The 19,424-nt window shown below is 57.7% G+C and carries 18 protein-coding genes; 6 read left to right on the forward strand and 12 right to left on the reverse strand.

Annotated elements, in window-relative coordinates; translation table 11 throughout:
- Window positions 1-14 precede the first annotated feature (14 nt).
- Both pptA and ACTJI7_RS00135 read left to right on the forward strand, forming a co-directional pair.
- On the forward strand, window positions 15-245 hold the full coding sequence (gene pptA / locus ACTJI7_RS00130; protein ID WP_028013275.1) for a tautomerase PptA: 231 nt from the start codon (window positions 15-17) through the stop codon (window positions 243-245).
- A gap of 192 nt (window positions 246-437) precedes the next feature.
- Complete coding sequence (locus ACTJI7_RS00135; RefSeq protein ID WP_136485714.1) at window positions 438-1,439, forward strand: Kdo(2)-lipid IV(A) acyltransferase; 1,002 nt, start codon at window positions 438-440, stop codon at window positions 1,437-1,439.
- 25 nt (window positions 1,440-1,464) lie between these two features.
- Here the strand turns inward: ACTJI7_RS00135 and ACTJI7_RS00140 are convergent, their stop codons facing one another.
- Window positions 1,465-1,779 carry an ArsR/SmtB family transcription factor gene (locus ACTJI7_RS00140; RefSeq protein ID WP_048958324.1) on the reverse strand — a complete coding sequence of 105 codons (315 nt, stop codon included), beginning with the start codon at window positions 1,777-1,779 and terminating at the stop codon, window positions 1,465-1,467.
- A 160-nt stretch (window positions 1,780-1,939) separates the two neighbouring features.
- On the opposite strand from ACTJI7_RS00140, the gene fusA reads away from it, so the two are divergent.
- The gene (gene fusA / locus ACTJI7_RS00145) at window positions 1,940-4,039 is read left to right on the forward strand and encodes an elongation factor G (RefSeq protein WP_048959619.1); all 2,100 of its coding nucleotides are present in this window, start codon (window positions 1,940-1,942) and stop codon (window positions 4,037-4,039) included.
- 68 nt (window positions 4,040-4,107) lie between these two features.
- Here fusA and ACTJI7_RS00150 read toward each other — a convergent pair whose 3' ends face one another.
- The 3 genes from ACTJI7_RS00150 to ACTJI7_RS00160 form a co-directional block, all read right to left on the reverse strand.
- The gene (locus ACTJI7_RS00150; protein WP_048959620.1) at window positions 4,108-4,533 is read right to left on the reverse strand and encodes a DUF3828 domain-containing protein; all 426 of its coding nucleotides are present in this window, start codon (window positions 4,531-4,533) and stop codon (window positions 4,108-4,110) included.
- Window positions 4,533-4,895 carry a hypothetical protein gene (locus tag ACTJI7_RS00155; protein ID WP_048959621.1) on the reverse strand — a complete coding sequence of 121 codons (363 nt, stop codon included), beginning with the start codon at window positions 4,893-4,895 and terminating at the stop codon, window positions 4,533-4,535. The genes ACTJI7_RS00150 and ACTJI7_RS00155 overlap by 1 nt, the downstream gene beginning before the upstream one ends.
- A gap of 126 nt (window positions 4,896-5,021) precedes the next feature.
- On the reverse strand, window positions 5,022-5,594 hold the full coding sequence (locus ACTJI7_RS00160) for a flavin reductase family protein (RefSeq protein WP_136485716.1): 573 nt from the start codon (window positions 5,592-5,594) through the stop codon (window positions 5,022-5,024).
- Between the two features lie 108 nt (window positions 5,595-5,702).
- Between ACTJI7_RS00160 and nhoA the strand changes: the two genes are divergently transcribed.
- Window positions 5,703-6,548, forward strand: a complete 846-nt coding sequence (nhoA, locus tag ACTJI7_RS00165) for an N-hydroxyarylamine O-acetyltransferase (protein WP_048960087.1) — start codon at window positions 5,703-5,705, stop codon at window positions 6,546-6,548.
- A gap of 94 nt (window positions 6,549-6,642) precedes the next feature.
- Window positions 6,643-7,092: a hypothetical protein gene (locus ACTJI7_RS00170; RefSeq protein WP_063154206.1), complete on the forward strand. Its 450-nt coding sequence runs from the start codon at window positions 6,643-6,645 to the stop codon at window positions 7,090-7,092.
- A gap of 61 nt (window positions 7,093-7,153) precedes the next feature.
- Here the strand turns inward: ACTJI7_RS00170 and narI are convergent, their stop codons facing one another.
- From narI to ACTJI7_RS00200, 6 genes are all read right to left on the reverse strand, one after another.
- Complete coding sequence (narI, locus tag ACTJI7_RS00175; protein WP_022648214.1) at window positions 7,154-7,834, reverse strand: respiratory nitrate reductase subunit gamma; 681 nt, start codon at window positions 7,832-7,834, stop codon at window positions 7,154-7,156.
- Window positions 7,831-8,526, reverse strand: a complete 696-nt coding sequence (narW, locus tag ACTJI7_RS00180) for a nitrate reductase molybdenum cofactor assembly chaperone (protein ID WP_136485720.1) — start codon at window positions 8,524-8,526, stop codon at window positions 7,831-7,833. The genes narI and narW overlap by 4 nt, the downstream gene beginning before the upstream one ends.
- Window positions 8,526-10,070: a nitrate reductase subunit beta gene (gene narH, locus ACTJI7_RS00185; protein WP_041909817.1), complete on the reverse strand. Its 1,545-nt coding sequence runs from the start codon at window positions 10,068-10,070 to the stop codon at window positions 8,526-8,528. The genes narW and narH overlap by 1 nt, the downstream gene beginning before the upstream one ends.
- Window positions 10,067-13,807, reverse strand: coding sequence for a nitrate reductase subunit alpha (locus ACTJI7_RS00190; protein ID WP_192979131.1), 3,741 nt, complete (start codon window positions 13,805-13,807; stop codon window positions 10,067-10,069). The genes narH and ACTJI7_RS00190 overlap by 4 nt, the downstream gene beginning before the upstream one ends.
- A gap of 67 nt (window positions 13,808-13,874) precedes the next feature.
- Window positions 13,875-15,260: a NarK family nitrate/nitrite MFS transporter gene (locus ACTJI7_RS00195; protein ID WP_063154198.1), complete on the reverse strand. Its 1,386-nt coding sequence runs from the start codon at window positions 15,258-15,260 to the stop codon at window positions 13,875-13,877.
- A 209-nt stretch (window positions 15,261-15,469) separates the two neighbouring features.
- Window positions 15,470-16,045, reverse strand: coding sequence for a TetR family transcriptional regulator (locus ACTJI7_RS00200; RefSeq protein WP_049136449.1), 576 nt, complete (start codon window positions 16,043-16,045; stop codon window positions 15,470-15,472).
- Window positions 16,046-16,162: 117 nt separating this feature from the next.
- Here ACTJI7_RS00200 and ACTJI7_RS00205 point away from each other — a divergent pair, with 117 nt between their 5' ends.
- On the forward strand, window positions 16,163-17,650 hold the full coding sequence (locus ACTJI7_RS00205) for an MFS transporter (protein ID WP_063154196.1): 1,488 nt from the start codon (window positions 16,163-16,165) through the stop codon (window positions 17,648-17,650).
- Between the two features lie 66 nt (window positions 17,651-17,716).
- Here the strand turns inward: ACTJI7_RS00205 and ACTJI7_RS00210 are convergent, their stop codons facing one another.
- Together ACTJI7_RS00210 and ACTJI7_RS00215 are read right to left on the reverse strand one after the other, a co-directional pair.
- On the reverse strand, window positions 17,717-18,943 hold the full coding sequence (locus ACTJI7_RS00210) for a Zn-dependent hydrolase (RefSeq protein WP_063154194.1): 1,227 nt from the start codon (window positions 18,941-18,943) through the stop codon (window positions 17,717-17,719).
- Complete coding sequence (locus ACTJI7_RS00215) at window positions 18,940-19,422, reverse strand: L-2-amino-thiazoline-4-carboxylic acid hydrolase (protein WP_028013263.1); 483 nt, start codon at window positions 19,420-19,422, stop codon at window positions 18,940-18,942. Before ACTJI7_RS00215 ends, ACTJI7_RS00210 begins: the two co-directional genes overlap by 4 nt.
- Window positions 19,423-19,424: the final 2 nt, after the last annotated feature.

Below are 19,424 nucleotides of genomic sequence, written 5' to 3' on the forward strand. Positions count from 1 at the left end.
CAGGAAGCCTGCATATGCCACACGTAGATATCAAATGTTTTCCCCGCGATCTTAACGACGAGCAAAAAACCGCGCTGGCGGCAGATATCGCCGAGGTGATAATTCGCCATTTCAACAGCAAAGACGGTTCAGTATCGGTGGCGTTGAACCAGGTAAACCCGGAAGACTGGAAAGCACAGGTCTGGGATACCGAAATCGGACCGAAGCTGGACGAGTTGATTAAAAAGCCCGGGTATTCAATGTAATCTTTCGCCGGGTGAGGTCATCGTCTTACCCGGTTTCTCCTGCCGCTTACGCCTTCTTTTCGCAAAAAACGATAAAAATAAGTTTTATCTGATCCGTTACACTTAACGTTCACGACCGACATTTAATCAATCCTTAGGAAAGATCGACAACAGAATCAATTAAGGACAGTCACATTAAAGGATAATTTTCTCATGACAAAATTACCCCGGTTTTCACCTGCTTTTTTCCACCCGCGATACTGGCTAAGCTGGACAGGCATCGCCGCCCTGTGGCTTATCATGCTGCTGCCTTACCCGCTGTTGTTCAAACTCGGACACGCTCTGGGCCGGTTAGCCATGCGCCTTTTACCGCGCCGTGTCGAGATTGCCCGCCGCAACCTGGAGCTTTGCTTTCCGCAGATGGAAGCAGAAGCGCGTGACTCTTTGCTGCAGCGAAATTTTGAATCCGTGGGAATGGGGGTAATCGAAACCGGCATGGCGTGGTTCTGGCCTGAATGGCGGGTGCGTAAATGCTTTACCGTGCGCGGTTACGAACATATGGAGCAGGCCAGGGCGCAGGGGAAAGGCGTGGTGCTGGTTGGCATGCATTTTCTGACGCTTGAGCTGGGCGCGCGGATATTTGGCATGCTTAACCCCGGTATTGGGGTTTATCGTCCCAACAATAATGCGCTCCTGGACTGGCTACAAACGCGCGGTCGTCTGCGTTCGAATAAAACCATGCTGGATCGTCATGATTTAAAAGGCATGATCCGTGCCCTGAAGCAGAATGAAATTCTCTGGTACGCGCCGGATCATGACTATGGCAAAGCCAACAGCGTGTTTGCGCCATTCTTCGCCGTCCCGGATGCCGCCACGACGGCGGGCAGCTATATGCTGGTCAAAAGCGCTAAGCCTGCCGTTATTCCGTTTGTGCCGCGCCGCAGAGAGGACGGTACAGGGTACGAGCTGATTATTCTTGAAGATATCAGCGCGTCATTGCAGGGTGCGGATAAAGAGTCTGTCGCAACCCAGATGAACCGGGCGATCGAGCGCGCGGTGCTGATGGCGCCGGAGCAGTATATGTGGCTGCACCGTCGCTTCAAGACGCGTCCTGAGGGCGTGCCGGACAGATATGCCCCTAAAAAAATCTCCGCGCCCCCTCGGGCTGGCTTAACCGACGATGAATTCTCGCAGCAGTCGGGCATGCAGCACTAAAACGCCACGCAAAAGGCTGCTGGAGCTAGTTTCCGGCAGCGCTTTTGACCTTTAGCAGTATTTCCATCAGCCCGGGAAAACGGGCATCCAGATCCTCCCGACGTAGTGAAATCATATTTTCTCGTCCCTGCGGACGCTGCCAGATGACCCCACTGTCGCGCAACACGCGCCAGTGGTGGGTCATCGTGGACTTCACCACATCTTCCGGGCGCAGTGCGTTACAGCTGAGTTCGCTGCCATCGGCGAGCCGGCGAATAATCGATAGCCGGAGCGGGTTGCCGAGGGCAAACAGCACATTTTCCAGCAGTATTTGTTCAGTTTCAGGGTGGTTAGGGATCATCGTTTTCCTGCGCGTGATGTCAGATTGAGCTATATCAACAATAGGTCAACTCTTAAAAAATAGTTCGATAATACTCGTACAATAGGACTATTATAGCAAACGAACCAATGCACGACCATCCCGGTCGTCACAAACACGTCATAGTGACTAAGGAAATATCATGCCCCGACCCATTCCTCTCGAACGTTATCGCAACATCGGTATCTCCGCGCATATCGATGCCGGTAAAACCACCACCACTGAGCGCATCCTGTTTTATACCGGGATGAGCCACAAGTTGGGTGAAGTACACGATGGCGCGGCAACCACCGACTGGATGGCGCAGGAGCAAGAGCGCGGGATCACCATTACGTCCGCGGCGGTCAGCTGCTTCTGGCCAGGCATGGACAGAGGCTTTGAGCCGCACCGGATCAACATCATCGACACCCCGGGGCACGTGGACTTCACCATCGAGGTGGAGCGTTCCATGCGCGTGCTCGACGGCGCGGTGATGGTGTATGACTCCGTGGGTGGCGTGCAGCCGCAGTCGGAAACCGTCTGGCGTCAGGCCAATAAATATCACGTACCGCGTCTGGCCTTCGTCAACAAAATGGACCGTCCGGGTGCCGATTTCTTCCGCGTCGTGCGGATGATGCAGGAGCGCCTGAAGGCCAATCCGGTGCCGATTGTCATCCCGGTGGGGGCCGAAGATCATTTCACCGGCGTGGTGGATCTCATCAAGATGCGCACCATTCTGTGGGACGATGCGACGCAGGGTATGGTGTTTACCTATGCCCCCGTGCCGGACGATTTAGTCAGTACCGCCCAGGAGTGGCGGGAAAAAATGGTCTCCGCGGCGGCGGAAGCCAGCGATGAACTGATGGACAAATACCTGGTAACGGGCGACCTGACGGAGGCGGAAATTATCCAGGGGCTGCGCATTCGCACTATCTCGGGCGAAATCCAGCCGATGCTGTGCGGCAGCGCCTTTAAAAATAAAGGCGTACAGCGCATGCTTGATGCGGTGATTGAGCTGATGCCGTCCCCGCTGGACGTGCCGGCCATTGACGGCGTGGATGAAAAAGGGCAGCACGCGGAGCGTCATCCGAGTGATGATGAGCCGTTCTCGGCGCTGGCGTTCAAGCTGATGAGCGACCCGTACGTCGGGCAGCTGACCTTTATCCGGGTCTACTCTGGCGTGCTGCGCAAAGGCGACGCGGTCTATAACCCGGTGAAAGAGAAGAAAGAGCGCATCGGGCGCATCGTGCTGATGCATGCCAACGATCGCCATGAGGTGGATGAACTGCGCGCCGGGGATATCGCGGCCTGTGTCGGGTTAAAAGACGTGACCACCGGTGACACGCTCACCGATCCGAACGCCGTCATTACGCTTGAGCGCATGGAGTTCCCGGATCCGGTGATCTCGCTGGCGATTGAGCCGAAAACCAAAGGCGATCAGGAGAAAATGGGCATTGCGCTGCAGCGTCTGGCGGCGGAAGACCCGTCTTTCCGCCTGCATACTGACGAGGAGTCCGGTCAGACCATTATCTCCGGGATGGGTGAGCTACACCTCGAGATTATCGTCGACCGCATGAAGCGTGAGTTTGGCGTCGAGGCGAATATCGGTCGTCCGCAGGTGACGTACCGCGAAACCCTGCGCAAAGCGGTGAAGGATATCGAAGGCAAATTTGTCCGGCAGTCCGGCGGTAAAGGGCAGTACGGTCATGTGGTGCTGAGCCTGGAGCCGCTGGAGCCCGGAAGTGGCTTTGTATTTGAAGATGCCACCAAGGGCGGAGTGGTGCCGCGTGAGTATATCCCGTCCGTGGAGAAAGGGCTGCGGGAAGCGATGAACAGCGGCGTGCTGGCGGGCTATCCGGTGGTGGATGTTAAGGCGACGCTGACGTTTGGCTCGTATCACGACGTCGACTCCTCGGAGATGGCGTTCCGCATGGCGGCGATCCTCGGCTTCAAGGAGGGCGCTCGCAGGGCGGATCCGGTAATTCTTGAGCCGATCATGCACGTGGAAGTGGAAACGCCGGAAGAGTACGCCGGGAACATCATGGGCGATCTCTCTTCCCGCCGCGGCATGGTGCAGGGAATGGCGGAGCAGTACGGAAGCCAGATTATCCGCGCCGATGTGCCGCTGGCCGAGATGTTTGGCTACGCCACCACGCTGCGCTCGATGTCCCAGGGACGCGCGACGTACACGATGGAGTTCCATCATTTTGCGGAGGCACCGCGAAATGTGGCTGATGAGATTATTGCGAAGCGTGCGAAGTAGTTAATTAATTGCACATGGTAGTCGGTGGGCTACCATGTGCTTTTTTTACGACACGGAGATTACCCATGTTATTTAATTAGAGTTGCCGAGCGGACTTTCCATTTCCCTTGTTCTTCAATAAGACAATCTGCAACAACGTGATCTTGCTTCTTACCAAACGCGATATAAACGGTTGTGCAAACGGCGTCAAAATCAGAGTGCAGGATGGTTATCTGATTCCAGTCCTCATCCCAATCCTGTGATTTGATAAACATATCCGCATCGGGCATGTCTTTTTCGTTACTGTCACCTGAATACAACTCTTTTATTGCTGCAATTGTCCCCGAGGCAACGTAATCATTCATAATATCTGGGTTAAGTACGGGCGGTTTGTGCTGATCTAACTGCGCGATATACCATTGATTGAATTTAAGCGCCGCGTGGCCCGGTGCATAAACATTTTCTGCGGCCGCGAGCGGAGAAAGGGCAAAAAGAAAAAAGCAGAGTGTTTTCATTAGTCATGCCTGAACAGTTCGTAATGTGGTTGTATGTTGCGGTAAGCCTGCCCTGGGTACATGGTGCGTTGAACAAAATCGCTGATCCACTGCTGACCATCGTATATGCAAACGTGCCCGCTATCATGACCAACAATATTTTGAATAACTGCGACGTCGCCTGCATGGGGTTGATCGTATACAAGGCGGAATCCAGCGTTAACCAATGTCCGCCCCATGTCTTTTGCCAGACGCGTATTGGGGATTTTTAATCTTCCACCCGTTCTGATCGCTTCGGTGACGTAGTGAGCACAATACCCCGTGCTCTTCGGTTGGGCGTGTGATTTGGCATACGCGATTGCGCCATCTTTATTCCATGTCATTGATATTTCCTTAACGCGAGAGTGCTAATGCAGCAACTCTGGAAATATCCTCCGTTTTACAACGCAATTGTAAACATAAAATGCCATAGAAATTCACTATAATTCAGTAGGATATAATTTAGGAAATCAATCCAGCGCCTTCACCATTTTCCCGCTCGCCACAAATGTCCCCGCGCCGAGATGATGCAGTGTATTCAGTTTATCCCCGTCAAACTGCCAGCGTCCGGCAATAAACGCGCGCTCATCGGCTGCCGCTGAAACCACTTCTCCAAACAGCGTGTCGTATTTCTCTGCCGCGGATGTGGCGGGTAGTAATCGGCACTCCATCCACGCCAGACATTTTTCTTCAATCACCGGCAGCCCGAGCTCAGGGCCGTTCACGACCGGGATCCCGTAGCAGTTGAATTTGTCCTCGTCGCGCCCGCTGACGCTGCCGACAGCGTATGTCCAGTTAGCTGCCGCCACGCCGGGGATGACGATGCCAAACTTCCCGCTGTGCTCAATCAGCTCACGTGACCAGGTACTTTTATCCACCACAATCGCGATGCGCGGCGGTTCAAACTCAACGGGCATGGACCACGCGGCGGCCATCACGTTGCGTCTGTCGAGGTTTTCATCCCGACTGGTAATAAGCACGGTAGGGCCGTGGTTCAACAGGCGGCTGGCATGACGTAATTCAACAGGGCGAAAGTGGCTCATAGGTTCTCCTCATCTGTAACGATGAGTATGACGAAAAAGCACGTAAATCAAAGTGAGTGCGTAAAATTAGTTTATAAACAGAACATCACAATCAAAGGAAAATGATGTATGTCCCCCTTTCTGACTGACTATTTTGCCCGCATTGGGTGGGCGCAACCGACACGGGTTGATATAGACACCCTGCGCGCGCTGCATTTACACCACAACTGTGCGATCCCGTTCGAAAATATTGATGTCGTCCTGCCGCGCGAAATCCATCTTGACGATCAATGTCTGGTCGACAAGCTGGTGACGGCGCGACGCGGAGGATATTGCTTCGAGCAAAACGGCCTTTTCGAGCGCGTGTTGCGTGAAGTCGGGTTTAACGTGCGCAGCGTGCTGGGGCGGGTCGTACTGGCAAATCCATCGCAGATGCCGCCGCGCACGCACCGCCTGCTGCTGCTTGAGCTGAACGGCGAGCGCTGGATTGCCGACGTGGGGTTTGGTGGACAGACGCTGACGGCGCCGATTCGCCTGCTCGCCAACGAGGAGCAGGGGACGCCGCACGGTATGTACCGACTGCTGAGCGAGGGCAACGACTGGGTGCTGCAGTTCCGTCACCACGAGCACTGGCAGTCGATGTACCACTTTGACCTGACGACGCAGTATTTCAGCGATTACGTGATGGGGAACTTCTGGTCGGCGCACTGGCCGCAGTCCCATTTTCGTCATCATCTGCTGATGTGTCGCCACCTGCCGGACGGCGGCAAGCTGACGCTGACTAACTTCAACTTTACCCACTGGCAGAACGGTCACGTGGAGGAGCAGATCCATTTGCCGGATGCGGAGGCGCTGTATAAGCTGATGCAGGAGCGGTTTGGCCTGGGCGTTGATGACCCGAAGCACGGCTTTACACTGGCCGAGCTGACGGCAGTGATGGCGGGGTTTGATACGCATCCGCAGGCAGGGAAATAGCCCGGTGGCGGCTACGCCTTACCGGGCCTACGGGTGCCCGAACGTAGGCCGCCAGCCGACAGGTTAGTTTAAACATCATCAAAGGCATGCTGATATGGAAATCTTGTTACGGAATAAATTCAGTTCAGTGGGAATGTTACTCGGGGTTATTGCACTGCTTCTCTCATTAGTGCAGTTCACTTTTGGTCCTTTTTCGACAAAGTCGACGGCGCTTGAAATTGTTGTGGCTGAAAAGGTTTCGGCGATAAAAAAAGGGATCATTGCTGGCATAAAAGGAGAGCAGCCGACCATTGAGGCGAAAAAGAAAGCGGTCGATATCGACAGCATTCTTATCAATAGCGGAATAATTTTATCCGTGGTGGCATTAGGGCTTGCGTTCACGGCAGGGATGCGCAAAGAGAACAGATGGGGGGTGAGTGGCGCGCTGTTTTTTTCCGGAGCCACGCTCGCTTTTCATGCGGTGTTACTGGCTTTTGGTTTGATCGTTGCCGTTTTGCTGCTGCTGGTGGTGATTTCTGTCGTAACCGGAAGTACTTTGTTCTGAGATTGCGGCCCGGNGGAGTGTGAACGTAGGTCGGGTAAGGCGTAGCCGCCACCCGACAAAATCAACGGCGCGATCTCACCACCTGATACCGACGGGTAAAATACTCAAACGGTGCGCTCCACACGTGCACCAGACGGGTGAACGGGAAGATGAGGAAGATCGTCATCCCCAGCACCAGATGCACGCGGAAGATCGGCGCGACGCCGCTCAACATCTCCGACGAACCCCCCTTAAACGTTACGATCCCCTGCGCCCAGCCGACCAGTTTCATCATCTCGCTTCCGTCAGGATATTGCGCGGAGAAAGGAATGGTCGATAGCCCCAGGATGCACTGAAGCAGCAGGATACTCATGATGATAATATCCGGCGTGGTGGACGTGGCGCGCACCCGCTGGTTGAAGAGGCGGCGGATCAGCAGCATTGACCCACCAATCAGCGTCAGTACGCCGCAAATGCCTCCCGCAATCATGGCCAGCTGCTGTTTAACCGCGACGGGTAAAAACCAGGCGTACATCCAGTGCGGGGTTAACATGCCGAACAGGTGCCCGAAGAAGATCCCCAGAATCCCGATATGAAACAGGTTAGAGGCCCAGTTCATCCCGCGCTTGCTGAGCATCTGGCTCGATGAGGCCCGCCAGGTGTATTGCCCGTAGTCGTAGCGCAGCCAGCTGCCGAGGAAAAAGACGGTAGCACAGATATAGGGGTAAATATCATAGAAAAACACGTTCAGGTAATGCGTCATTTTGGGCCTCCGGCGCTGACGTCCACGTACTGCGGCGCGACGTCCTGGCTAAAGCGTCGTTGATATTGCTGCATCGGCGAACTGTCGCACGATGTGGCGTTGTCTTCGATAAACTTCACCTGTTCCTCTTCCCACACGGCGTCCAGCGCCTGACGGGTATCATCCCGTTTTTCACCGGACACCTGCTTCGCCACGCTGTCGCTGGAAAGACGTGTACCGGCCATCGTCAGCAGGGCGTCAAACAGCTGGTAATGCGCCACGCCGCGCTGCTTGAGGCGACCACCAATCAGCGCCAGGATCGGCGCGACATTTTGCAATCCTTCACGCGCCTCGTTGTCGGTGACGAGGCTGAGGTATTCCAGGTAGAGCGGCAGATAGTCGGGCAGCTCGCGACAGTCCAGCTCCAGCCCGGCTTTCTCATACTGGCTCATCAGATCGACCATCGCCTGACCGCGATCGCGGGACTCGGCGTGAACGTGCTCGAACAGCAGCAGCGACGTTGCGCGCCCGCGTTCAAACACTTCGCACCATTCGGCCTGCTTATCCAGCAGCGGGGCGCTCAGGTGCTGCCGGGCAAACGGCAGCAGCATGGGCGCGTCCTGCTCAACCAGGGAAAGCGCCTCATCGCGGTTTTCCCACAGCAGCTCATCGGGATACTCAATCAGCAGCGCGATGATTTTAAGGATCTGCATTATTCTCCCTCCCCGTGTTCGCGCACTTCGGTGATGTTAATCGCGTCGATGCGGCTGCTGTTGAAGAGGTTGAATTTGGTGTCGGAGCCGTGGCAGCCGTCGCCAAAGGTGAAGCCGCAGCCGTTTTTCTCCGGGAAGGCGTCGCGCGCCATTTCGCGGTGGCTGGTCGGGATCACGAAGCGATCTTCGTAGTTAGCGATGGCGAGATAGCGGTACATCTCCTCAACCTGCGCTTCGGTCAGGCCCACTTCCTCAATGGCGCGGGTATCGGTCACGCCTTCCACGGTCTGGGAGCGTTTATAGTGACGCATCGCCATCATGCGCTTCAGGGCGCGCAGCACCGGGCCGGTATCGCCCGCGCTGAGCATGTTTGCCAGGTACTGCACTGGAATGCGCAGGCTTTCCACGGCAGGCAGGACGCCGTCACTCTGCGGCAGGCCGCCCGCATCCGCGTAGGACTGAATCGGCGACAGCGGCGGCACGTACCAGACCATCGGCAGGGTGCGGTATTCCGGATGCAGCGGCAGCGCCAGCTTCCAGTCCATCGCCATCTTGTAGACCGGCGAACGCTGGGCGGCATCAATCACGTTCTGTGGAATGCCTTGCTTCAGCGCTTCTTCAATCACCGCCGGATCGTTCGGGTTGAGGAACACGTCGCACTGGCGCTCGTACAGATCGGTTTCATGCTCGGTGCTGGCGGCCTCTTCAATACGGTCCGCGTCGTACAGCAGCACGCCAAGATAACGGATGCGTCCGACGCAGGTTTCCGAGCAGACAGTCGGCTGGCCGGACTCAATGCGCGGGTAGCAGAAGATGCATTTTTCTGACTTGCCGCTTTTCCAGTTGAAGTAAATTTTCTTGTACGGGCAGCCGCTGATGCACAGGCGCCAGCCGCGACATTTATCCTGGTCGATTAGCACAATGCCGTCCTCTTCGCGCTTGTAGATCGCGCCGCTCGGGCAGGTGGCCACGCAGCTCGGGTTGAGGCAGTGCTCGCACAGGCGCGGCAGATACATCATGAAGGTGTTTTCAAACTGGCCGTACATCTCCTTCTGGATCTTCTGGAAGTTGCGGTCGCGGGCGCGCTTTTCGAACTCGCCGCCCAGCAGTTCCTCCCAGTTTGGCCCCCAGACGATTTTGTCCATCCGCTTACCGTCGATCAGCGAGCGGGGGCGCGCGGTAGGGAGATGCTCCCCCTCCGGCGCGCGGTGCAGATCCTGATAGTCAAAGGTGAAGGGTTCGTAATAATCGTCAATCTGCGGCAGGACGGGGTTGGCGAAAATCTTCGACAGCACGCCCATTTTGCCGCCGAGGCGCGGCGTCAGCTTGCCGTGTATGCCGCGGATCCAGCCGCCTTGCCACTCTTCCTGATCTTCCCAGTTTTTAGGGTAGCCAATCCCCGGTTTGGTCTCCACGTTGTTAAACCACGCATACTCCATCCCTTCGCGCCCGGTCCAGACGTTCTTGCAGGTGACCGAGCAGGTGTGGCAGCCGATGCATTTATCGAGATTCAGAACCATGCCAACCTGTGAGCGTATTTTCATTTTTTCGCCTCCTGTACCTGATCCCGACCTTCGCCATCCAGCCAGTTAATGTTTTTCATTTTGCGGATCATGATGAACTCGTCGCGGTTCGAGCCGACGGTGCCGTAATAGTTGAAGCTGTACGCCAGCTGGGCATAGCCGCCGATCATGTGCGTCGGTTTTGGGCAGACGCGGGTGACCGAGTTGTGGATCCCGCCGCGCCGTCCGGTCACTTCTGACCCCGGAATGTTCAGGATGCGCTCCTGGGCGTGGTACATCATGGTCATGCCTGGCGGCACGCGCTGGCTGACCACCGCGCGGGCGGTGAGGGCGCCGTTGGCGTTGAAGGCTTCGATCCAGTCGTTGTCCTCTATGCCCAGCTCGCGGGCGTCGGTTTCGCTGATCCAGACGATGGGCCCACCGCGCGACAGGGTCTGCATCAGCAGGTTTTCGCTGTAGGTGGAGTGGATGCCCCATTTCTGGTGCGGCGTCAGGAAGTTCAGCGCTTTTTCCGGGAAGCCGTTCGGCGGGATCTCGCGCATGTGGGTCACGCTGCGGGTATCAATCGGTGGGCGATAGGCCACCAGGCTCTCCCCGAAGGCGCGCATCCACGGATGATCCTGATACAGCTGCTGGCGGCCCGAAAGGGTGCGCCACGGGATCAGCTCGTGGACGTTGGTATAGCCCGCGTTATAGGAGACGTGCTCGCTCTCAAGGCCGGACCACGTCGGGCTGGAGATGATTTTGCGCGGCTGCGCCTGAATGTCGCGGAAGCGGATTTTCTCGTCTTCCTTGTTCAGCGCCAGATGGGTGTGGTCGCGCCCGGTCAGTTCCCCGAGCGCTTCCCAGGCCTTCACCGCCACCTGTCCGTTGGTTTCCGGGGCGAGGGCGAGGATCACTTCCGAGGCGTCAATGGCGGTTTCAATGCGCGGGCGGCCTTTCGCCGGGCCGTCGAGCTTGACGTAGTTCAGCTTGCCGAGGAAATCGACCTCGTTCTGCGTGTTCCACGAAATGCCTTTCCCGCCGTTGCCGAGCTTGTCCATCAGCGGGCCGAGGGCGGTAAAACGTTCGTAAGTTTCCGGGTAGTTACGCTCCACCACCGCGATGTTCGGCGCCGTTTTACCGGGGATCAGGTCACATTCCCCTTTGCGCCAGTCCTGAATATCAAACGGCTGCGACAGCTCCGCCGGGGAGTCATGCTGCAGCGGCTGGAGCACCACGTCGGTTTCTGTGCCCAGATGGCCAACGCACACCTCGGAGAAGACTTTGGCGATGCCTTTGTAGATCTCCCAGTCGCTGCGCGATTCCCACGCCGGGTCAACGGCGGCGGAAAGCGGATGAATAAACGGGTGCATGTCCGAGGTATTCATGTCGTCCTTTTCATACCAGGTGGCGGTCGGCAGGACGATATCGGAGAACAGGCAGGTGCTGGACATGCGGAAATCGAGCGTCACCAGCAGGTCGAGCTTGCCCTCGATGGCGGCGGTTTGCCACTCCACCTCTTCAGGCTTCACGTCGTCCGTTGAGCCTAAATCTTCCCCCTGAATGCCGCTCTCGGTGCCGAGCAGGTATTTCAGCATGTACTCGTGGCCTTTCCCGGACGAGCCGAGCAGGTTAGAGCGCCAGACGAACAGGTTGCGCGGGTGGTTCTTGCCGTTGTCCGGCTGTTCGCAGGCGAAGCGGATATCGCCCGATTTCAACGCCTGAACGGTGTACTCCTGCGGCGTCATGCCCGCCGCGTCCGCACGCGCCTTGACGTGCAGCGGGTTGAGGTTGAGCTGCGGGGCCGACGGCAGCCAGCCCATGCGCTCGGCGCGAACGTTAAAGTCGATCAGATGTCCGGTGAACTTCGACGCGTCCGCCAGCGGGGAGAGCAGCTCCTGCGCGGTGAGCTTCTCGTAGCGCCACTGGCTGGCGTGGTTGTAGAAGAACGAGGTGCTGTTCATCTGGCGCGGCGGGCGGTTCCAGTCCAGCGCGAAGGCCAGCGGCAGCCAGCCGGTTTGCGGGCGCAGCTTCTCCTGGCCGACATAGTGGGACCAGCCGCCGCCGCTCTGCCCGACGCAACCGCAGAAGACCAGCATATTGATCATCCCACGGTAGTTCATGTCCATGTGGTACCAGTGGTTTACCCCGGCACCCAGAATGATCATCGAGCGACCGTGCGTTTTGTGCGCCGTGTCGGCGAACTCGCGGGCAATTTTTTCGATCAGGTACGCGGGCACGCCAGTGATCTGCTCGCCCCAGGCGGGCGTGTAGGCTTTGATCTGGTCATAGCTGTCTGCGGCGTTACTGTCTTCCAGGCCGCGATCGAGACCGTAGTTAGCCAGCACCAGATCGTAAACGCTGACCACTCGCTTCTCGCTGCCGTCGGCGAGCGTCAGGGTTTTGCTCGGCACGCGGCGCGTCAGCACCGGCTCCTGCTTCACGCTGCGAAAATGCGGGTTTTCGTTGCCGCCAAAGTAGGGGAACGCGACGTCCGCCACGCTGTCGTGGGTAATCAGCAGGGAGAGGGTGAGTTCTGTTTCATGGCCCGCAGCCTGAGGCTCCAGGTTCCATTTGCCTTTTTCCCCCCAGCGGAAGCCGATCGAGCCGTTTGGCACCACCAGGTTACCGGCAATATCGAAGGCGACGGTCTTCCACTCCGGGTTATTGGCTTCCCCCAGCCCGTCGACAAGGTCCGAGGCGCGCAGCATCCGGCCCGGCACCACGCGACCGTCAGCCTGCTCGTCCAGCAGCACGAGCATCGGCATGTCGGTGTAGTGGCGGCAGTAGTTAAGGAAGTAATCGCTCGGGTTATCGAGGTGGAACTCTTTGAGGATGACGTGGCCCATCGCCATGGCGAGGGCGCTGTCGGTGCCCTGTTTGGGGGCCAGCCACTGGTCGCTGAGCTTGGCGACCTCCGAGAAGTCCGGCGTAATCGCAACCGTCTTGGTGCCTTTGTAGCGCACCTCGGTAAAGAAGTGGGCGTCCGGAGTACGCGTCTGCGGCACGTTCGAGCCCCAGGCAATGATATAGCTGGAGTTGTACCAGTCGGCGGACTCCGGCACGTCGGTCTGCTCGCCCCAGGTCATCGGCGACGCCGGCGGCAGGTCGCAGTACCAGTCGTAGAAGCTCAGGCAGGTGCCGCCCAGCAGGGAAAGATAGCGCGTTCCGGCAGCGTAGGAGACCATCGACATCGCCGGAATAGGCGAAAAACCGGCCACGCGGTCCGGGCCGTAGTTTTTGATGGTCCAGACGTTAGCGGCGGCGATCAGCTGGTTCAGCTCTTTCCAGTTTGAGCGGATAAACCCGCCTTTACCCCGCGCCTTCCTGTAGCTTTGCGCCTTTTGCGGATCGTTCTGGATGGCATCCCAGGCCAGAACCGGATCGGTATGCTGCGCCAGCGCCTCGCGCCAGAGCTCAATCAGCCTGCGGCGCACCAGCGGGTACTTAAGGCGGTTGGCGCTGTAGAGGTACCAGGAGTAGCTTGCGCCTCGCGGGCAGCCGCGCGGCTCGTGATTGGGCAGGTCAGGGCGGGTGCGGGGGTAGTCGGTCTGCTGGGTTTCCCAGGTCACCAGGCCGTTTTTGACATAAATCTTCCAGCTACAGGAGCCGGTACAGTTTACCCCGTGGGTGGATCGCACAATCTTGTCGAACTGCCAGCGCTGGCGGTAGCTGTCCTCCCAGTCGCGGTTGGTGTGATACACCTGCCCGTGCCCATCGGCGAAACTGTCGCCTTTTGTTTTGAAGTAACGGAAGCGGTCCAGCAGTTTGCTCATGACATTTCTCCTGCTTCGATAGCATGGCCGGAGTGCGATGCATCACGCTCCGGCGAAGATGTAGTTTTTATTTTTTTGAGGATTTACGGCCATACACCAGCCAGGTGACGAACACGCAGACGATGTAAAACACGAGGAAGACCTTCATGGCCCCAACCGGCGAACCGGTCATTGCCAGCGATGTGCCGAACGCCTTAGGGATAAAGAACCCGCCAACGGCACCGATGGCGGAGATAAAGCCCAGCGCGGCGGCGGTCTCCGTCACCGCTTCATGCTGCGCCTGTTCGTCCGTGCCGCCCTGCTTTTTGACGCGGTCGAGGGTGATTTGGCGAAAGATAATCGCGATCATCTGGAAGGTCGAACCGCTGCCCAGCCCGGCGGTGAGGAACAGGCCCATAAAGACCAGGTAGAAGGCGATAAAGCTGCCGGAGCCAGAGCCGGGGAGCGTCAGGAAGATCAGGGCGCTGAAGATAGCCATAAAGACGAAGTTAATCAGCGTGACGCGCACGCCGCCCAGCCTGTCAGAGACCATCCCGCCCGCCGAACGCGCCAGCGCGCCGATCAGGGGGCCAAAGAAAGCGAGGTGCAGGATGTTCACGTTCGGGAACTGGGTTTTCGACAGCATGGCAAAGCCCGCCGAGAAGCCGATAAACGAGCCGAAGGTAGCAAGATAAAGCAGGCTCAGCAGCCAGAGGTGAAAGCGCTTCAGTACCGGCAGCTGGCTGGCGATAGAGGCTTTAGAGCTGGCGATATCGTTCATGCCAAAAAACGCCGCAAGGGTTGCCAGCAGCAGCAGCGGCGCCCAGACCCAGGCCGCATTGGCCAGCCACATCGTTGAGCCGTCTTCCTGCGGTACGCCGTGCACGCCGAGGAAGGTAAACATTGGCAGGAAAATCACCAGCGGAGCAAACAGCTGCATCACGCTGACGCCCAGATTTCCCAGCCCGCCGTTGATGCCCAGCGCGCTGCCCTGTCTGGCCTTCGGGAAGAAGAAGCTGATGTTACCCATGCTGGAGGCAAAGTTGGCCCCGGCAAAACCGCAGAGCAGGGCAATCACGATAAAGACCCAGTATGGTGTCGCGGTGTCCTGAATGGCTATCCCCAGCCAGACGCAGGGGATAATCAGGATAACGGTGCTCAATACCGTCCAGTAGCGTCCGCCAAATATTGGCACCATAAACGAGTAGGGGACGCGCAATATCGCGCCAGAGAGTGAAGGTAATGCCGTTAGCATAAAAAGCTGATCGGTGGTGAAATTAAATCCGACTTTATTCAGATTGACCGCAACGGCGCTAAATAACATCCACACGCAAAACGCTAATAGCAGGCAAGCTACAGAAATCCATAGGTTTCTTCGTGCGATATGTTTTCCTTTATTCTCCCAAAATTGCGCGTTTTCAGGTTTCCAGTTACTCAACAGATGGGGATTACTTTTATCACTTTGTTGCGACATATCGCCCTCTTGCTTACCATGTTTGAGAGAAAAATGAAGTAAAAACAAAAAGATGATTAAAGAAGTGTAATTGATTTTTTGGGATGCTTTGGGATACATCTGAAAGGATAGATAAAAAAGCGAACCCCCGAGATTAGAATGAAAATAAGGGCTCGCTTAATGTGTTACTAATTGTAACATTTTGCGTAATTTATACTCCGGAAGGAGTATTAAAACAATTCCAGCGTGATAAGTTTGTCGAGATGTTTATTAAATGCCGCATCGTCCATTTCAGGCATATTTAATACGGTGATCCCATCCAGGCCACAAACCAGCCCTATTAAACGCCATGCGATATTTTCCGCTCGATCGGTAAGCGTGAACGCGCGGGCATCAGCCCCGGCGCGGATAATCGCCACGGTTTCCTGATGCCACATCTCCATGGTCAGGACATAAGCCGCTTTGATCTCGGGATCACGGCTGGCGAGAATTTGGGCTTCCCGCCAAAGGCGAATGTAAGGTTCAAGCCCACCGTCGTCACTGCCGAGCATGCTGTGCAACCGTTCCCGCCAGCCGGCGTTTTCACCCACCACGTCGGCATCCAGCAGCTCGCGGATCACGCGCACAAACGCCAGCGATTTTAACTCGCCGCCGGAGGCAAAGTGGTGGTGGACCTGCCCGGTCGCGACGCCCGCTTCTGCGGCAATGCGCCGTACCGTCATGGCTGCCAGCCCCTCGGCCAGCGCCACGCGCATCGCGGCCTGTAAGATCGCTTCCCGCCGCTCTTCCTTGCTCAAATAGCGCATTTTCTCTCTACTCTCAATAAGACCGAAACGAGTGTAACAAAAAGCTGGACAGTCGTTCAACTTTACGTAGGATCGGATTCTGGACATGTGTCCATGTTTAAAATGAAAAGGAAATTTATGTTTCGTCAGTGGTTAGCGTTAGTAATTATCGTGCTGGTGTACATCCCGGTGGCGATTGACGCGACGGTGCTGCACGTGGCGGCGCCGACATTGAGCATGACGCTGGGTGCCAGCGGAAACGAATTGTTGTGGATCATTGATATTTACTCGCTGGTGATGGCGGGGATGGTGCTGCCGATGGGTGCCCTCGGTGACCGCATTGGCTTTAAACGCTTGCTGATGATCGGCAGCACGCTGTTTGGCCTGTCGTCCCTGGCGGCCGCGTTTGCACCGTCGGCAGGGTGGCTGATAGCGGCGCGCGCCTCGCTGGCGATCGGTGCGGCAATGATCATTCCGGCTACGCTTGCGGGGATCCGCACGCTGTTTACCGACGCGAAAGATCGCAACATCGCGCTCGGCGTCTGGGCGGCAGTGGGTTCCGGCGGGGCGGCGTTTGGTCCGCTGATTGGCGGTATGTTGCTCGAGCATTTTTACTGGGGATCGGTGTTTTTAATCAACGTGCCGATTGTGCTGGTAGTGGTGTCGCTGGCCGCGCGTTTTGTGCCCCGTCAGCAGGGCCGACCGGAGCAGCCGCTGAATATCAGTCATGCCATCATGCTGATTGTGGCGATTTTGCTGCTGGTCTACAGTGCCAAAACCGCGCTCAAAGGCGTCCTGTCGCCGTGGCTGGTTGCCTCCGCGCTGGTGACCGGCTCGGTGCTGCTGTTTATCTTCGTGCGTATTCAGCTTCGCGCCCGCATTCCGATGATCGATATGCGCCTGTTCTGCCATCGCATCATTCTGAGCGGCGTGGTAATGGCGATGACCGCCATGATTGCCCTGGTCGGGTTTGAGCTGCTGATGGCGCAGGAGCTACAGTTTGTCCACGGCTTTACGCCGTTTGAAGCGGGTATGTTTATGCTCCCGGTGATGGTGGCAAGCGGATTCAGCGGGCCGATTGCCGGTGTGCTGGTGGGCCGCCTGGGGCTGCGCATCGTCGCGGCGGGCGGCATGGGGCTCAGCGCGGTCAGCTTTATCGGCCTGTCGATGCTTGATTTCAGTACGCAGCAGTGGCAGGCGTGGGGGCTGATGGTGCTGCTCGGCTTCAGTGCCGCCAGCGCGCTGCTGGCCTCGACCTCCGCCATTATGGCTGCCGCGCCGAAGGAGAAAGCCGCTGCCGCAGGAGCGATTGAAACCATGTCCTATGAACTGGGCGCCGGGCTGGGGATCGCCATTTTCGGTCTGCTGTTGACCCGCAGCTTCTCGGCGTCCATTGATCTGCCGCAGGGGCTGAATGCCTCGCTCGTCGATAAAGCCTCGTCATCCATTGGTGAAGCGATGAAGGTGGCGCAGGAGCTGACGCCGTCCCTCGCGGAGCCGGTGATTGAGGCGGCGAAAAGTGCGTTTATTACCTCCCACAGCGTGGCGCTGGGGAGTGCGGGCGGAATGCTGCTGTTGCTGGCAGTGGGGATCTGGTTTAGCCTGGCGAAGGTGCCGAAGCCGTAAAACACGCCCGGTGACGCTGCGCTTACCGGGCCTACGGGCGCGGTTGTCCGAGCCGCGCCACCCGGTTTATTTTTCCTGGGCCGCGGACAGGACGCTGTGCAACAGCACGTTCGCCCCTTTCTCCGACCACTCTGGCAGGATCCTTTCCGCTTCGTTATGGCTGATGCCCTTCACGCAGGGAATAAAAATCATGCTGGCAGGGGCAATTTTGCTCACATAGCAGGTGTCGTGTCCCGCGCCGGAGACCATCGGTTTCGCCGAGTAGCCCAGTTCCGCCACGGCCTTCTCCGTGCGGGCCAGACATTCGGCATCAAACGCGATGGGCGCGTAGTCAAAGATGCGCTCAACGACAGCCGCCACCCCGCGCAGGCTCAGGCTCTCAGCCACCTTATGCAGCGCCGCCTCCATGGCTTCCAGTGCCGTCAGCGCCGGATGGCGAAACTCCACGCTGCAGACCACCCGAGACGGGACGACGTTGCGCGAGTTTGGCGTAACCTGCGCCATACCGATGGTCGCACGTCCGTCCGGCGCGTGCCGATAGCCAATCTCCTCCACCTTCAGCGCCAGCTCCGAGAACGCGGTCAGCGCATCGCGTCGGCTGTGCATCGGCGTAGTGCCCGCGTGGGCGGCAAACCCGTCCAGCGTCAGGGTAAACCAGCGCTGGCCCATTGCCGCGCGGACTAACCCGATATCCAGGGCTTCGTCTTCCAGAATCGGACCCTGTTCGATGTGCAGCTCGTAGCAGGCGTGAACCGGAAACGCGCGGGCAGGGGCTTCACCCCGGTAGCCGATGCTTTCCAGCGCTTCACCCACGCTGATACCGTCGCTATCCGCGAGGGCATGGGCGTACGCTTCGCTAAATTGCCCCGTCCAGACCCCTGAAGCGAGCATGGCTGGCGCAAAGCGCGCGCCTTCTTCGTTGGTCCAGTTGACCAGCACGATGTCACGCTCCGTCTCAAGCTGATGGTCATTGAGGGTGCGCAGCAGCTCCAGCCCGGCCAGCACGCCGTAAACCCCATCGTAGTTCCCTCCCAGCGGCTGGGTATCCACGTGCGAACCGGTCATGACCGGCGCGAGTTGCGGGTTTTTCCCCGCGCGGCGGATAAACATATTGCCCATGCTGTCGACGTCACAGGTAAAACCGGCGTCCAGCGCCCAGTCACGCAGCAGGTTACGCGCAATACGATCTTCCTCGCTCAGTGCCAGACGGGTGACGCCACCGGCGGGCGTGCCGCCGATCTGCGCCATCATCTCAAGCGTTGACCACAGCCGTTCGGCATTGACGCGGATCATGGCTTGTCCTTACCGCTGCGGTAGCGGAAATCACAGCACGCACCGCCCTGCATAATGGTCGTGGTGCGGGTTAGCTCTACGTCCGGCGCATAGCCAACGATGAATTTCTCATCGCGCGCGCAGGAGAGCAGATGACCAATCTCGCCCAGCCCCATCTCGTGGTACATCTCCGCGTAGCGACAGCGGGTCACGTTGTAGTTGTACTGCTGGTCGTCAGCGTCGATCACCTTCACGTCCAGGGCGTTATCTTTCTCCCACAGATACTGCAGGGCGATAAAGCTCTTGATGTTCGCGCCGTTGGGTTCTTTGCTGGCAAACCCTTTGCCAGCGTCAATCGCGGCCTGCTCAATGGCCTCACCAATCACCGCCTGGGCGCGGGCTTTCCCTATCTCGCGCACCAGGATTTCATAAATTGGCTTAATAATTTCAGCTTCAATTTTGCGGCGGGCGAGAATGCCCAGCTCATTATTATCACTCATCA

Source organism: Enterobacter sp. 22499, from assembly GCF_052044815.1.
Taxonomy (GTDB): Bacteria; Pseudomonadota; Gammaproteobacteria; order Enterobacterales; family Enterobacteriaceae; genus Enterobacter; species Enterobacter bugandensis.

What these genes read in the sequence shown, in the direction of transcription:
- ACTJI7_RS00210 (WP_063154194.1), bottom strand. Translation starts at nt 18,943, where the DNA reads ATGATCCGCGTCAATGCCGAACGGCTGTGGTCAACGCTTGAGATGATG.
- ACTJI7_RS00140 (WP_048958324.1), bottom strand. Translation starts at nt 1,779, where the DNA reads ATGATCCCTAACCACCCTGAAACTGAACAAATACTGCTGGAAAATGTG.
- ACTJI7_RS00135 (WP_136485714.1), top strand. Translation starts at nt 438, where the DNA reads ATGACAAAATTACCCCGGTTTTCACCTGCTTTTTTCCACCCGCGATAC.
- narW (WP_136485720.1), bottom strand. Translation starts at nt 8,526, where the DNA reads ATGCAGATCCTTAAAATCATCGCGCTGCTGATTGAGTATCCCGATGAG.
- ACTJI7_RS00195 (WP_063154198.1), bottom strand. Translation starts at nt 15,260, where the DNA reads ATGTCGCAACAAAGTGATAAAAGTAATCCCCATCTGTTGAGTAACTGG.
- ACTJI7_RS00155 (WP_048959621.1), bottom strand. Translation starts at nt 4,895, where the DNA reads ATGACATGGAATAAAGATGGCGCAATCGCGTATGCCAAATCACACGCC.
- nhoA (WP_048960087.1), top strand. Translation starts at nt 5,703, where the DNA reads ATGTCCCCCTTTCTGACTGACTATTTTGCCCGCATTGGGTGGGCGCAA.
- ACTJI7_RS00160 (WP_136485716.1), bottom strand. Translation starts at nt 5,594, where the DNA reads ATGAGCCACTTTCGCCCTGTTGAATTACGTCATGCCAGCCGCCTGTTG.
- ACTJI7_RS00205 (WP_063154196.1), top strand. Translation starts at nt 16,163, where the DNA reads ATGTTTCGTCAGTGGTTAGCGTTAGTAATTATCGTGCTGGTGTACATC.
- narH (WP_041909817.1), bottom strand. Translation starts at nt 10,070, where the DNA reads ATGAAAATACGCTCACAGGTTGGCATGGTTCTGAATCTCGATAAATGC.
- pptA (WP_028013275.1), top strand. Translation starts at nt 15, where the DNA reads ATGCCACACGTAGATATCAAATGTTTTCCCCGCGATCTTAACGACGAG.
- ACTJI7_RS00150 (WP_048959620.1), bottom strand. Translation starts at nt 4,533, where the DNA reads ATGAAAACACTCTGCTTTTTTCTTTTTGCCCTTTCTCCGCTCGCGGCC.
- ACTJI7_RS00215 (WP_028013263.1), bottom strand. Translation starts at nt 19,422, where the DNA reads ATGAGTGATAATAATGAGCTGGGCATTCTCGCCCGCCGCAAAATTGAA.
- fusA (WP_048959619.1), top strand. Translation starts at nt 1,940, where the DNA reads ATGCCCCGACCCATTCCTCTCGAACGTTATCGCAACATCGGTATCTCC.
- narI (WP_022648214.1), bottom strand. Translation starts at nt 7,834, where the DNA reads ATGACGCATTACCTGAACGTGTTTTTCTATGATATTTACCCCTATATC.
- ACTJI7_RS00170 (WP_063154206.1), top strand. Translation starts at nt 6,643, where the DNA reads ATGGAAATCTTGTTACGGAATAAATTCAGTTCAGTGGGAATGTTACTC.
- ACTJI7_RS00190 (WP_192979131.1), bottom strand. Translation starts at nt 13,807, where the DNA reads ATGAGCAAACTGCTGGACCGCTTCCGTTACTTCAAAACAAAAGGCGAC.
- ACTJI7_RS00200 (WP_049136449.1), bottom strand. Translation starts at nt 16,045, where the DNA reads ATGCGCTATTTGAGCAAGGAAGAGCGGCGGGAAGCGATCTTACAGGCC.